General features: G+C 44.3%; 14 protein-coding genes and 1 pseudogene. 7 read left to right on the forward strand and 8 right to left on the reverse strand.

Annotated features, from left to right (window positions below; all coding sequences use genetic code 11):
• The first annotated feature begins 259 nt into the window (after window positions 1-259).
• From F8N00_RS10740 to F8N00_RS10750, 3 genes and pseudogenes are all read left to right on the forward strand, one after another.
• Window positions 260-553, forward strand: a complete 294-nt coding sequence (locus F8N00_RS10740) for a hypothetical protein (RefSeq protein WP_023468871.1) — start codon at window positions 260-262, stop codon at window positions 551-553.
• A 382-nt stretch (window positions 554-935) separates the two neighbouring features.
• Window positions 936-2,224: pseudogene (gene brnQ, locus F8N00_RS10745) on the forward strand (branched-chain amino acid transport system II carrier protein).
• Between the two features lie 65 nt (window positions 2,225-2,289).
• Complete coding sequence (locus F8N00_RS10750; RefSeq protein WP_023468873.1) at window positions 2,290-3,165, forward strand: DegV family protein; 876 nt, start codon at window positions 2,290-2,292, stop codon at window positions 3,163-3,165.
• Between the two features lie 55 nt (window positions 3,166-3,220).
• Here the strand turns inward: F8N00_RS10750 and F8N00_RS10755 are convergent, their stop codons facing one another.
• The 3 genes from F8N00_RS10755 to F8N00_RS10765 are packed head-to-tail and all read right to left on the reverse strand — an operon-like array spanning window position 3,221 to window position 4,880.
• Window positions 3,221-3,718 (reverse strand): hypothetical protein, encoded by a 498-nt coding sequence (locus F8N00_RS10755; RefSeq protein ID WP_055968682.1) that lies wholly within the window; start codon window positions 3,716-3,718, stop codon window positions 3,221-3,223.
• Window positions 3,718-4,338 (reverse strand): phosphatase PAP2 family protein, encoded by a 621-nt coding sequence (locus tag F8N00_RS10760; protein WP_023468875.1) that lies wholly within the window; start codon window positions 4,336-4,338, stop codon window positions 3,718-3,720. The genes F8N00_RS10755 and F8N00_RS10760 overlap by 1 nt, the downstream gene beginning before the upstream one ends.
• Window positions 4,338-4,880, reverse strand: coding sequence for a phosphatidylglycerophosphatase A (locus F8N00_RS10765; RefSeq protein ID WP_034786059.1), 543 nt, complete (start codon window positions 4,878-4,880; stop codon window positions 4,338-4,340). The genes F8N00_RS10760 and F8N00_RS10765 overlap by 1 nt, the downstream gene beginning before the upstream one ends.
• A 145-nt stretch (window positions 4,881-5,025) precedes the next feature.
• Between F8N00_RS10765 and F8N00_RS10770 the strand changes: the two genes are divergently transcribed.
• Window positions 5,026-5,538, forward strand: coding sequence for a YjcG family protein (locus tag F8N00_RS10770; RefSeq protein WP_023468877.1), 513 nt, complete (start codon window positions 5,026-5,028; stop codon window positions 5,536-5,538).
• Window positions 5,539-5,542: 4 nt separating this feature from the next.
• On the opposite strand, the gene F8N00_RS10775 is transcribed toward F8N00_RS10770, so the two are convergent.
• Both F8N00_RS10775 and fabI read right to left on the reverse strand, forming a co-directional pair.
• Window positions 5,543-5,761 (reverse strand): hypothetical protein, encoded by a 219-nt coding sequence (locus tag F8N00_RS10775; RefSeq protein WP_023468878.1) that lies wholly within the window; start codon window positions 5,759-5,761, stop codon window positions 5,543-5,545.
• Between the two features lie 113 nt (window positions 5,762-5,874).
• Entirely contained in the window at window positions 5,875-6,648 is a 774-nt protein-coding gene (gene fabI / locus F8N00_RS10780) for an enoyl-ACP reductase FabI (RefSeq protein WP_023468879.1), read from the reverse strand.
• Window positions 6,649-6,792: 144 nt separating this feature from the next.
• Here fabI and F8N00_RS10785 point away from each other — a divergent pair, with 144 nt between their 5' ends.
• The gene (locus F8N00_RS10785; protein WP_035396680.1) at window positions 6,793-7,962 is read left to right on the forward strand and encodes an FtsW/RodA/SpoVE family cell cycle protein; all 1,170 of its coding nucleotides are present in this window, start codon (window positions 6,793-6,795) and stop codon (window positions 7,960-7,962) included.
• Window positions 7,963-8,012: 50 nt separating this feature from the next.
• Here F8N00_RS10785 and F8N00_RS10790 read toward each other — a convergent pair whose 3' ends face one another.
• The 3 genes from F8N00_RS10790 to F8N00_RS10800 are packed head-to-tail and all read right to left on the reverse strand — an operon-like array spanning window position 8,013 to window position 10,377.
• Entirely contained in the window at window positions 8,013-8,900 is an 888-nt protein-coding gene (locus F8N00_RS10790) for an RluA family pseudouridine synthase (protein ID WP_023468881.1), read from the reverse strand.
• A gap of 18 nt (window positions 8,901-8,918) precedes the next feature.
• Window positions 8,919-9,722, reverse strand: a complete 804-nt coding sequence (locus tag F8N00_RS10795) for an NAD kinase (RefSeq protein ID WP_023468882.1) — start codon at window positions 9,720-9,722, stop codon at window positions 8,919-8,921.
• Between the two features lie 10 nt (window positions 9,723-9,732).
• On the reverse strand, window positions 9,733-10,377 hold the full coding sequence (locus F8N00_RS10800; protein WP_035396676.1) for a GTP pyrophosphokinase: 645 nt from the start codon (window positions 10,375-10,377) through the stop codon (window positions 9,733-9,735).
• Between the two features lie 96 nt (window positions 10,378-10,473).
• On the opposite strand from F8N00_RS10800, the gene F8N00_RS10805 reads away from it, so the two are divergent.
• Together F8N00_RS10805 and F8N00_RS10810 are read left to right on the forward strand one after the other, a co-directional pair.
• The gene (locus F8N00_RS10805) at window positions 10,474-11,055 is read left to right on the forward strand and encodes a CYTH domain-containing protein (RefSeq protein ID WP_235515916.1); all 582 of its coding nucleotides are present in this window, start codon (window positions 10,474-10,476) and stop codon (window positions 11,053-11,055) included.
• A 94-nt stretch (window positions 11,056-11,149) separates the two neighbouring features.
• A complete protein-coding gene (locus F8N00_RS10810; protein WP_421018194.1) occupies window positions 11,150-11,941 on the forward strand; it encodes a DsbA family protein in 792 nt (263 codons plus the stop codon).
• Window positions 11,942-12,177: the final 236 nt, after the last annotated feature.

Consider the following 12,177-nt stretch of genomic DNA (forward strand, 5'->3'; position numbering starts at 1 on the left):
GAGTTAGATTGACCTTTAGCATCTTTTTCTTTTGGAAAAGGATGCTTTTGTTCTATTTGAATTTCATATCACGATTGCCTCTTAACAGGTATTCCTATCCATATGACAATATTGTTAAAAAATTTTTCGAATTTTCACACAAAATAAGACTAGCATCTTGTGAAGACTTCGCTATAATGAGGATAACCTTTTCAAGATAGAAGTTAGACCCTGTTTTTTATAGGGATAGTACTGGAATCAGCAGAAGGAGGAATTCAATATGGATCAGTTAAAAGTGAACGGAATTGGCTCATTCACGAAATTTGCGACAAATGGGAACATCCTGAAATTAAAGGATGCGACACTCGGTGAAGTGAAATTGTCGCTGAATGAAGCGAGTTCAATGACCATCGCCCCTGTCGATGAAGAAAATGGACTTTTCATCATTAGAGGGCAACAGCAGGAATCGCTTGTTGAACTGACGTTACCACGTCAATCCTGTGAGGTCGTTCACGCTTGGCTCCTCCATAAATTGAAACGCCACAAAAAAACGCGCTCGATTGCAACGAGCTGATATGTAATCCGAAACGCCTCTAGTAGAGAACCTCATCTCTACTAGAGGCGTTATTTATTTTCAAAAATTCGGTGATGAATTTTCAGAAAATATTGTTTTATTAAATTCTTCATGTTATCCTTAGAAAAATTCAAACAGGAGGTTTTAAACATGACACACGCAACGCTCATCCAAGAACGACTGATTGTGATTAAGAGTAGGGACTGAAGATTCATTTCTCGTTTGAGAAAATGAAGATCCAGGCCCTTTTCGTCATTTCGACAAGGCGTCTGAGCAAACGACGCCTATCCACAAACTTAGTGGATGAGGCTTTTTTTATGAAATTAGGATGAATGGAGGACAACACATGTTTAAGACAAAAGATACATTTGCTTTAGGATTTATGATTTTTGCTTTATTTTTCGGTGCCGGTAACCTGATTTTCCCACCGGAACTCGGTGCGCTTGCGGGTTCACAGTTCCTTCCTGCCATCCTTGGTTTTATCGTAACGGGTGTCGGTCTTCCTTTGCTCGGCTTACTTGCAGTTGCCTCTATCGGGGGTGGCATCAAAACACTTGCTGCACCACTCCCTCGTTTTGTAGGTGCTGCCTTGACGTTCGCACTCTATGTTGCGATCGGTCCCTTTTTCGGAATTCCGCGCACATCGGTTGTCACGTATGAGCTCGGAGTCGTACCATTTCTTGGTGCTCCCTCACAAATGACGTTGATCATCTCATCGAGTCTCTTTTTCCTTGCCACACTTTATCTTGTACTACGACCAGGAAAATTACTTGAGATCATCGGGCGTTTCATCACACCATTATTACTGATTGCTCTTGCTGCATTAAGCATCAGTAGCATCATTTCGCCACTTTCGGGTGTCGCTTCACCAAACGAAGCGTATGAGACGACTGGACAGGCATTCATTCAAGGTTTCCTTCAAGGATACTTAACGCTTGATGCACTCGGCGCCTTGGTATTTGGTGTCGTCGTACTGCATACATTGAAAAGCCGAGGCGTTCATGAACGAAAAGCACAATTTAAAGTCGTCACTCGTGCCGGAATTATCGCTGCCACTGCTTTGACTCTCGTCTATGTCGGACTTGGAATGATCGGACGTAACACATTTGCCGCCATCGGAAAAGTTGATGGTCCAGCACTTCTTCAGCATTATGCAAATACTGCCTTCGGCTCAATTGGTTTAGCTTTACTTGGTCTTGCAATTCTGCTTGCATGTTTGACGACATCAGTTGGTCTCGTCACCGCATTTGCAGAATATATGATGACGATTTCCAACCGTGTATCTTTAAAAGCGGCAAGTATCTTCACGACTGCTCTTGGTCTTACGGTATCGATCGTCGGATTGCAAACATTGTTATCCATTGCTGTTCCGGTATTGATGTTCCTTTATCCAATCGTCATCGTCTTGATCGCATTGACATTCATGCGTCATCTGTTCCGTCGTAAGTCGGTTGTTTATCAATCAACTCTTGTGTAACAATTTTCTTCTCATTCTGTAGTGCGTTGAATCAACTTTCGCTTTTCCCGGGAAATCTTAAGACGTTCTATCAATCCTTACCTTTAGTGGATCAAAGTTTAGAATGGTTATTCCCAACACTCATCGCCTTCGGTATCAGTTCATGGTTTGGACACGTTTCCAGTGCTTCTATCACACAAAAACGCGCTAGCTAGTGATTCCGCTTTCATCGCTATGGTATGATGAACAAAATGGTTCTATTAATGGAGGCGTCATATACATGGATAAGATTGCTTGGATTACCGACAGCATGGCTTTTTTTGAGCCAGGAGAGGCTGAAAAAATCGGAGTCCATGTGATACCGACTTTACTCATCTTAAACGGAGAGTCTTACCGGGAGTATGTCGATATCTCGATTGAACAGCTTGATCAAAAAATGCGAGAAGATTCTCACGTTTCACCGACGACTTCTCAACCATCATTCGGTGACTTCGTAACCTTGTATGAACAATTGCTTGAAGATGGCTATGATTATGGGTATGCGATTCATATCACGAGTGGACTGAGCGGCACATATTCGAGTTCCGTCGCTGCAGCTGAAGCTGTCGGTTTCCCCTTATACGCGATTGATTCGTATACAGGTGCTGCGAATCAGCAAGAACTTGTCCGGATCGCACAACGACTCGTTGCTGCTGGTAAAGGTCCAGATGAAGTCATGTCTACGCTTGAGACATTCAAACACAAATCGCATTTTTATCTGATCATCGGAAATATGGAGACGATGCGACGGAGCGGACGTGTCTCAGGAAGTCAATTTTTACTAGCAAACATGCTCAATATTAAACCAATCGCTCAATTTAATGAGGAAGGACGACTTGTCCCATTTAAAAAAGTCCGTTCCATCAAAAAAGCTTTTAAAGAAATGGTCAGTGAAATTTCATCAAAAGTCAGTGCTCATGGTGTATATGATCGGACGCTTTATGTCAGTCATACGCTCGCTCATGCCGCTGCTGAAGAATTACGGCGCTTGATTTCTACAGAACATCCGGAGCTTCAAGTACGCATTACCCAATTTGGTCCTTCCATCTTGGCACATGCTGGCGCTGAGACGGTCGGTGTGTACTGGTTCGATGAGATTCCTTTACCAACAACTTGATATCTTGCACGAAACGATGAAAACCGGACGGTCTGCTTGAGACCGTCCGGTTTTTTCATGTCGTTTCATACTTACGAAATAGTTCTTCTAATAATACGGCTTCGTCCGTCGTCCGTTGAATCGGCTCATGCGGAAGCGTGATTACACTGGATAACGTCTCAGAAGGATATACATCAATCGAAACTTGTTCCATTTCGATGAGATACTCAAGGATGGAATCAAGTGATGTCTCCTTATTGAACTGACGAAGCCAATTTTCATATCGACGATCCACTTTTCCTTCTTTAAGCAAAATCTTTCCACCGTCAATGATCGCCCACTTCGGTGGCGCATCGATTTGAAAGAGTTCCAACTGCTGGTACTCTTCCATCGTTCGTTTCGTCACCGGAACAACACCGTTAATCGATACTAACCGTTTTAATCTAAGATGCGCTCGCATCGTCATAAAACGAGGTCGCCCAGCGACTCGCTCGACAAGCAACGTCGGCTTGTCGATGGAGCGCATCGTCTCTTCATCAAATAATAAACTATGATCAACATCTAACAGTAACATCAAGCCACTCCTTTTTTTCTACGGGAGACGATGAATGCATAGGAGCTACATAAAAGAATCGCGGCAAAACAATATCCACCGATGACATCTGAGAAATAGTGAACGTTTAAAATGATTCGAGAAGCTCCCATGGCGAGGAATAATCCAATCGTCACGATCGATACAAGTACCTTCCCACCTGTTTTCAAATGACGAAACGCAACAACGAGAAATCCGGTATAGACGGCAAAAGCCATCGCTGAGTGACCACTCGGAAAACTGTATCCTACGCCACCAACCAATTCATTTAATGAGGGGCGCTCTCGGACAAAGGCAAATTTAACGACTTGATTCAATACACCTACTGATATTGCCATGATTACATACCAGATACTTGCAATGCGATCCCGCCACAAAACATAACTCAGTATTCCAAGTAACACCGTCATCGTCATCGCCCCTGGACCTGATCCGAGTTGAGTGAACCAAGAAACGTAATCCCCTGGGACGTGTTGCGACATATATGACGATAATTGAGCATCAAATAAAAAATAGCCTGTCGTCCGAATGGAGACAGCGATGATCACGAATAAGACGACAGCGATGGATGCACCAATCCATGCCCCTCTCGCACCTCGCATCAGTATGTCCCCTTACGTTCTTCTAATTCTTCTGCTGAATAGTCTTCCTTATCTCGCAAACGATGCGCTAGTCGTCCGGATGCATTTGCTGCGATGGCTGCGACGATATCATCCATGAACGTATTGACTTTTCCGTCCCCAAGCTTCGTATCGAGTTCTTTGATGATACCGACCTTTGCTTTATCCAAATAGCCGAACGTCGTAACCGCAATCGAACCATACGTGTTGACGGCACCAATCGCAATCGTCTCATCTACGCCAAATAGCCCTTCATCGCTTTGGATGATGGACAGGAGGGGTTCTGATAATAACCCTTTTTCCGCCAAGATGTCTAGTTCTGCTCCGACGAGAATCGCATGTTGTAATTCACGTTTTTCAAGAACACGTTCTACTGAACTGACACATGTTTCAATTGTCAGATCCACCGTGTAGGGGGCCTGCATTTGGTAAACGATCTCAGCGATTGCATGAATCGTCACCCCTCGTTCATGTAACTTATCGATAGCTGCCTGTTTGACCTCTTTTGAATGTGTTTTCTTCATGACTATATCCACCTCTCCAACAAAGTACTTCATTAGTATACACGGATTCTGAACCTCCTCTCAAACTTCTTTGACATCGACGCCAGAATCCGTCATGATTATTTTGTAAAGCGTTATCATTTCAGGGGAAAGTAGGGGATTTTCGATGAACATCGGGGTTGTATTGTTTCCATCGAAACGCGTTCAAGATTTTGCAAATTCATACCGAAAGAGATATGACTCGAAGTATGCACTGATCACACCTCATATCACGCTACGGGAGCGGATGGAAGTTGATGAGACAGAATTAGACCACATCGTGACGGAGTTGAATCGAATCGCGTCCGAAACGAAGCCTGTCAATTTGCACATCCAAGGAGCTCGTTCGTTCCATCCGACGAACAATGTCTTGTTCCTTAAAGTAATGCCGACGGATGAGTTAGAACAATTACATCGCGCTTTGCATACGGGACCACTCGAACATAAGCCGAAATACGATTTCTTGCCACACATCACAATCGGTCAAGAACTGTCGGATGTCGAACTGTTCGATGTACTAGAACGTCTCAAGATGGAAGATATCCGTTTCCAAGAGGACGTCACGAAAATGGCTTTATTGTATGAACTGGAGAACGGTGCTTGGAGTGTCTATGAGACATTCCGCTTCACAGGTCAATGAATGATTAAACTTCCCGGTCGAAGCTTCGACCGGGAAGTTTTAGTTCTGGTAATACACCGTATGCATTTGCCTGTTCTTCTAAAAAGTCGTCCGCTTCGTGTTCGCGGTAAGGGTCAGTCGGGCGTATCGGTTGAACTCGAGCGACTGGTTCAGTCTTTAGCTGTGGATCGACACGTACTTGACGATTGACATATTGTACGACTGTAAAATCGATTGCGTTCATCCTCTGCACTTCCTCTCTCCTTCTAGTGACACTTATATTTGGTAGTTCCCCGATCGAGCACAAAAAAAAACCAAGCCTCCCGCATGGGAAAGCCTGGCTTAATCGATCGTTTATTAAAGAATGTGGAATCCGCTATCGACGTGAAGAATTTCTCCTGTCACCCCACTCGACATTTGCGAAAGCAAGAACAATCCACTTTGACCAATTTGTTCCGTCGTCACGTTACGATGAAGTGGCGCTCGTTCTTCGATGCTATCAAGAATGGAATTGAAGTCGCCGACACCTTTTGCGGATACTGTCCGAATTGGACCAGCTGAAATCGCATTGACACGAACGCCTTGCTGACCGTATTCAGCAGCGAGATAACGAACGCTTGCATCTAATGCGGCTTTCGCAACACCCATGACGTTGTAGTTCGGAACCATTTTCTCACCACCGAGGTATGTCAACGTGATGACGGATGCATCTTCCGTGAAGAAATCCTTCGCGGCCTTGACGACTGCTGTTAAGCTGTAGGCTGAGATATCAAGTGCTTGCGCAAACTGTTCACGCGTTACCCCAGAAAACTCACCGCGAAGCGCTTCTTTATCCGCGAATGCGATCGAGTGAGCGATCCCTGAAATCTTACCGTGGTCCGCATGAATCATTTGGAAGACCTGTTCAATCTCTTCGTCACTCGTGACATCACACGTATAATAAGAAGCCGGTCGTGATAATTCTTGTCCTAATTTTTCAAGTGGTGCCTTGAAACGTTCTCCGACATATGTAAATGCCAGGCTTGCTCCAGCAGCGTCGAGCGCACGTGCGATACCCCATGCAATCGAACGTTGGTTAATGACGCCCATGACGACGTACGTCTTGCCTTCGAGTGAAGGATAAATATTCATGATAAAGTCCCCCTTGAATTAGTACCTGGTAATAAAACCTATCTTCAGGTTACAAAAACGTAACGCTTCTGTCAACCATCGCTCTTGATATTGCGGATTTGATAAATTACGGTAATATAGAAAGAGATAGAAAGTAGGGATGAAATGAATCGATTCAAATCATTTACACAACGTTATGATCATACGTTGCTTTTTTTACTCGCCTGTCTGATGGTCATCAGTATCATCGCCATCTATACAGCACAACCTTCGCTTAAAGGTGCGATCAGTGCCATTAACTTCTCTGCCAAACAAATTCAATGGTATGTCATCGGCTTCATGGCGTTATCCGTCGTCATTTTCATCGATTATGAACAGTTGAAGCGATTCCACTGGTTTTTATATGGAGCAGGTATCGTGTCATTGATTGGTCTTGTCGTTCTTCGAAACACACCAATCGTCACTGAAATCAAAGGGGCATACGGTTGGTATCAATTCCCCGTTATCGGTACGGTTCAACCGGCTGAGTTCATGAAGTTCTTTTTGATCGTTACGCTCGCTGCCGTCATTACCGAGCACAATGCGCGTTATGTTCAACATGAAAGAGATCTCTTGTTACTTATCAAGTTGGTCGCGGTTACAGCCTTACCGCTCGGTCTTATCATCATTCAGCCCGATCTAGGGATCGGTTTGATTCTATGCGTCATCTTAGCATGTGCGATGTTGTTATCCGGACTAAACTGGAAATGGCTTTTGACGATGTTCGGTCTGTTCGCAGGAGCCGTCATCATCTTCTTTTACCTGTTCTTTTTCCAAAACGATTTACTCGCAACCTTTTTCCCAGGTCACGCGATGAACCGGATCATGGCTTGGTTGCAACCGTTCGAATATGCGGATGATCTGTCGTACCAACTCGTCCAAGCAATCAACGCAACAGGTTCAGGGCAAATGTTCGGCGTTGGGTACGGGAAACTGCAAGTGTTCGTTCCAGAATTGCATACAGACTTCATCTTTACGACGATTGCCTCACACTACGGTTTCATCGGGGCTGCCATCGTCTTGATCGTCTTGTTCCTGTTCGTCTATCGCTTGATTCAGATTGCTCTCGAGACAGCGGATCCATTTGGTACCTATATCGTGACAGGATATGTCGCGATGTTTACGTTCCAAATCTTCCAAAACATCGGGATGACGATTGGTGTCTTACCAATCACAGGTCTTCCCTTACCGTTCATCAGTTATGGGGGATCAACGATGATCGTAAACCTCGTCGGTCTAGGATTGATCATGGCAATCGCCTCTCAATCTCGGATTTCCATGTTCGATGAAGACTAAGCACAAATAAAAGGCAGTGGACCGAGTCCATTGCCTTTTATTTGTGTACTTTATCCTTCCAATCGAAGATCCTCAGGAAGTGGTGCTTCAAAACGAACCCGTTCTCCCGTCGCAGGATGAAGGAACGTTGCTGACGCACTATGGAGCGCCTGACGCGGAAGTAACGGGTTCCCTTGATACATCGTATCGCCAATCAAGGGATGCCCAAGAAAAGCAAGATGGACACGAATTTGGTGTGTCCGACCTGTCTCTAGTCGGATATCGAGTAATGAAATTTCTTGGTCAAAGGCTCGAACTAGACGGCTATTTAAGATATGCGTGATGGCACGTTGACCATCTGGTCGTACCATCCGTTCCATAAAGGAATGATCGGTTTGACCAATCGGTTGATCAATCGTTTGTACCGGTACGTTTCCGGGTGCATACGCTAAGTAATGTCGTTCTAATTCATTAGATCGTTGCATGAGACTCATCCGGTGATGGGCAAGCCCGTGTTTCGCGAACAAGACAAGACCACTCGTATCACGATCGAGCCGATTAACGATATGGATTGCATACGGAATTCCTTGTTTTCGGTAATAACCAAGGACATAGTTCGATAATGAGCGTTCCGGATGCAGTCGTGACGGGATCGATGCCATGCCCGGCGGTTTATTGACGACGAGCAACCAATCATCTTCAAACAAAATATCAAGTTCCCCTTCTGTCGCCACCATATCCGGTGCTGGTGTCTCTTCCGGGAAGAAGACATGGACACGATCACCCGCGTGTAAGACGTCGTGGACGTTAACATGCTGACCATTACGCGTGATATCCCCATGATTTTTAATCGATACTAACATTTTCCGCGAAATCCCTAAGCGGGTCGTACAAAAATGACTGACACGCCAGCCATCCTCAATGTCAGTCACCATCTGTTGTAGCTGAAATCCATTCATGTTTCCATTTCCTTTACTTTAACGTCTTTCGTCTGCCAGGAAAGATTCCCGCACCCGTTGCCAGAACGGGAAAGAACGAAAACGAGCAAATTTCACTTTTTTATCAGAGACCCGGCACCGAATCGATGTCACGTTTTGATGAATGATCGAAGCATAGTGGTCATAGGTCATCTGAAAATCAATCGGATTAACGGGACGAATTTCGACATCATGATGTTTGGGTAGCAACATCGGTGAGCCGATCGTCCGGTAGACACGATTGTTGATGGAAGCCATCTCTGTAATTTGAATTGCTTCGAGCGCCGGGTGAACGATCGCTCCGCCGAGTGCCTTATTGTACGCTGTCGAACCAGACGGTGTCGATACACACAGTCCATCACCTCGGAATGTCTCAAAGTAGTCGCCTCGAATCGATAAATCGCAAACGAGCGTCTGATTAAAACTTTTAATCGTACATTCATTCAAGGCAAGCAGTTGGTTGTGTGAACCGTCCGCATAATCAATCGAGAGTTCAAGCAACGGGTATTGAACCGTCGCTAAATCCTGCTTCGCGATATGATCAATCAGTTCATCCATTTCTTCAGGGCGCCAATCCGCATAAAAACCAAGATGCCCCGTATGAATCCCAACAAGCGTGATCGTCTCTACTTGATCGAGATACGAATGGAACGCCTGTAGCATCGTTCCGTCTCCACCGATCGAGACGACGATTTCCGGCTGGCTGACATCAAGAATACATCCCCGATCCGTCAATGCCTGCTCGAGTTGCTGTTTCAGCGCATGAGATCGCTCATCATCACGAGCCGTGATTGCAAAACGCATGGTCATCCCCCTACTCTTTTAATCGTTCAGACGCCTTAGCGTCGCGTTGAAAGACGAGTTGTGCGTCTTGGATTTCTACTTTCAGCTGGCTCATCTCCGCATCAAGCAAAAATGCTGCCTCTGCTGCACGACGCAGACGCTCACGCGTCTCTTCCGGAATATTTCCTTGGTACTTATAATTCAACGAGTGTTCAATCGTTGCCCAGAAGTTCATCGCAAGCGTTCGAATTTGGATCTCGACTAACGTCGGAACTTCACCTTCGATCGTCTGTACCGGATAGGCAATGATGACGTGATACGATCGATAGCCACTATCCTTTTTTTGCGTAATGTAGTTCCGTTCTTCGACGATTTTAAAATCTCCGCGCGAGCGCAACAGCTCAAGGACATGAATGATATCATCGACGAATTGACACATGATACGTAATCCGGCGATATCCTGCATGTCTTGTTCTAATGACTCACGCGCAATTGCTTTTCGTTCCGCTTTTTGAAGAATGCTCTTTACAGGTTTGACCCGTCCTGTGACAAATTCAATCGGTGAATGTTCTCCCCGTTGCTGAAATTGTTTACGAATCGCTTTTAGCTTAACTTTCAACTCATCGACCGCGATCTGATACGGTGCAAGAAATAAATCCCAATTTTCTTTTGTCATCTGATTTGTCACCACTTTTAATCGAATAGTATTGGTTCACTGCCTGTTCCTACCTCATTCATGTTATCATATTTTCAGACATTCAACTAGAAAGGCGTGATTCCGATTAGACAAGAATTGGAAATCGAATTTAAGAACTTATTGTCTGAACAAGAATATCTATCGTTATTTACCCATTATGCGTCAGCTAAACAACCCATTTGGCAAGCAAATGATTATTTTGATACGCCAGATTTTGAACTTCGAAAAAAAGGTGCTGCATTACGGATTCGTGAGAAAAAACAAGGGCTCGTACTGACTTTAAAACAACCCCATGAGGAAGGGTTGCTTGAAACGCATGTCACGTTATCATCAACTGAAGCAGAAGATCTGTTCAAATACGGTCTAATTCATTCCGAAGAGATGAACGAACAGCTAAAGTCATTTGATTTACAGGGATCTTTGGAGCATTTAGGTCGATTAGAGACAGAACGAATCGAAACCGTGCTCCCGGAAGGATTGCTTGTCCTTGATAAAAGTCGCTATCTCGGACACACCGATTATGAGTTAGAGTTTGAGGTCAGTAACTTCGAACAAGGGCAAAAGGATTTCGAGCGACTTCTTTCAGAACATGACATTCCCCAGCGCAAAACAAAAAACAAAATCGTTCGCTTCATGGAGCGTAAAGCGCTTTCTTGATTTTTCGTGTAAGAATGAACAAGCAAAACCTTTGCTCTTTCTTTTTTTTCGTTGCTAAAATAGGGTAACGATAACAACAGGAAGGGGTGAACGGATGGAACACTCACAATGTAACGGATCTTATTGTTCATTGGACGAACCATCGATTCAACAACCGACGAAACCTCTGGAAATCTATCATTTTCTAGATGTGACACAAACGGATGGTTTACGGTTGATACCCGTCCTCAAGAAGCTAGAGCTAGAATATGGTCATCTGTTCCGTCTTCGGACGATTGCAACGATTCCATGTGCTCCATCACGATCTGCATGCGATATGTCACCACTCGTCATTCTAAAAGCAATTGAGCTTCAAGGAAAGACGTTTGGTATGCGATTCATGCGACGCCTTCGAATGCTTCATAACGTCGAAGGAGAAAGTGCTTATAGTCGCCCATCATTGATGCGGCTAGCAGAGGCATTAACGGAGTATGGTTTGGATTTAGAAGAATTTCATCGTGATGTCTCGTCGGATACGATTCAGCAAATGCTCGAGAAAGAAACCGAACTAGTCACCGATTGGGATGTTCGGATTCTTCCAACACTCGCTTTTGTCGGAGACGAAGAAGCGATCAAAGCAGAAGGACCTTATGAGTATTTGGTGTATGTCTCGATCTTAAGTGAATTGCTAGATCATACGATCGAGAAACAACCGAAGCCACCACTCGAACAATTCTTGAGACGGTATGAAACAGCAACAACGGCTGAAATCGCCTTTATTTATGATGCTCCTGAATCCCAGATTGAACACGAATTAAAAAAACTGGTCTTGCAACAAAAATGTGCTTCTCTATCGTACTGTGATGGAAAAGTATGGCGTCATTTAAAAGATTCGGCACATATATAATAAATAGCTTAAATTCTCCATTAATGAACTGGACCCTGAATTACGGATAGTTGTTAAAATATCCCTTTCAGGGTTTTTTGTCTAAAGATATCGATATACTGTACCTATTCAATTTAGGCGGGAGAACTATTCATAAACAGACGCACTTTCAATCCAAATCAAATCAGACAAATTGAAGCGAGTCTTCACACAGCCTAGGTATAATTCAATACAAAGGAGAATTTAAGATTCACGCT

It is taken from the genome of Exiguobacterium sp. A1_3_1 (assembly GCF_048985645.1).
Lineage (GTDB): Bacteria > Bacillota > Bacilli > Exiguobacteriales > Exiguobacteriaceae > Exiguobacterium_A > Exiguobacterium_A indicum.

Excerpts from the sequence above, each read along its gene's own strand:
- F8N00_RS10740 (WP_023468871.1), top strand. The coding sequence starts at position 260 with ATGGATCAGTTAAAAGTGAACGGAATTGGCTCATTCACGAAATTTGCG.
- F8N00_RS10750 (WP_023468873.1), top strand. The coding sequence starts at position 2,290 with ATGGATAAGATTGCTTGGATTACCGACAGCATGGCTTTTTTTGAGCCA.
- F8N00_RS10755 (WP_055968682.1), bottom strand. The coding sequence starts at position 3,718 with ATGTTACTGTTAGATGTTGATCATAGTTTATTATTTGATGAAGAGACG.
- F8N00_RS10760 (WP_023468875.1), bottom strand. The coding sequence starts at position 4,338 with ATGCGAGGTGCGAGAGGGGCATGGATTGGTGCATCCATCGCTGTCGTC.
- F8N00_RS10765 (WP_034786059.1), bottom strand. The coding sequence starts at position 4,880 with ATGAAGAAAACACATTCAAAAGAGGTCAAACAGGCAGCTATCGATAAG.
- F8N00_RS10770 (WP_023468877.1), top strand. The coding sequence starts at position 5,026 with ATGAACATCGGGGTTGTATTGTTTCCATCGAAACGCGTTCAAGATTTT.
- F8N00_RS10775 (WP_023468878.1), bottom strand. The coding sequence starts at position 5,761 with ATGAACGCAATCGATTTTACAGTCGTACAATATGTCAATCGTCAAGTA.
- fabI (WP_023468879.1), bottom strand. The coding sequence starts at position 6,648 with ATGAATATTTATCCTTCACTCGAAGGCAAGACGTACGTCGTCATGGGC.
- F8N00_RS10785 (WP_035396680.1), top strand. The coding sequence starts at position 6,793 with ATGAATCGATTCAAATCATTTACACAACGTTATGATCATACGTTGCTT.
- F8N00_RS10790 (WP_023468881.1), bottom strand. The coding sequence starts at position 8,900 with ATGAATGGATTTCAGCTACAACAGATGGTGACTGACATTGAGGATGGC.
- F8N00_RS10795 (WP_023468882.1), bottom strand. The coding sequence starts at position 9,722 with ATGCGTTTTGCAATCACGGCTCGTGATGATGAGCGATCTCATGCGCTG.
- F8N00_RS10800 (WP_035396676.1), bottom strand. The coding sequence starts at position 10,377 with ATGACAAAAGAAAATTGGGATTTATTTCTTGCACCGTATCAGATCGCG.
- F8N00_RS10810 (WP_421018194.1), top strand. The coding sequence starts at position 11,150 with ATGGAACACTCACAATGTAACGGATCTTATTGTTCATTGGACGAACCA.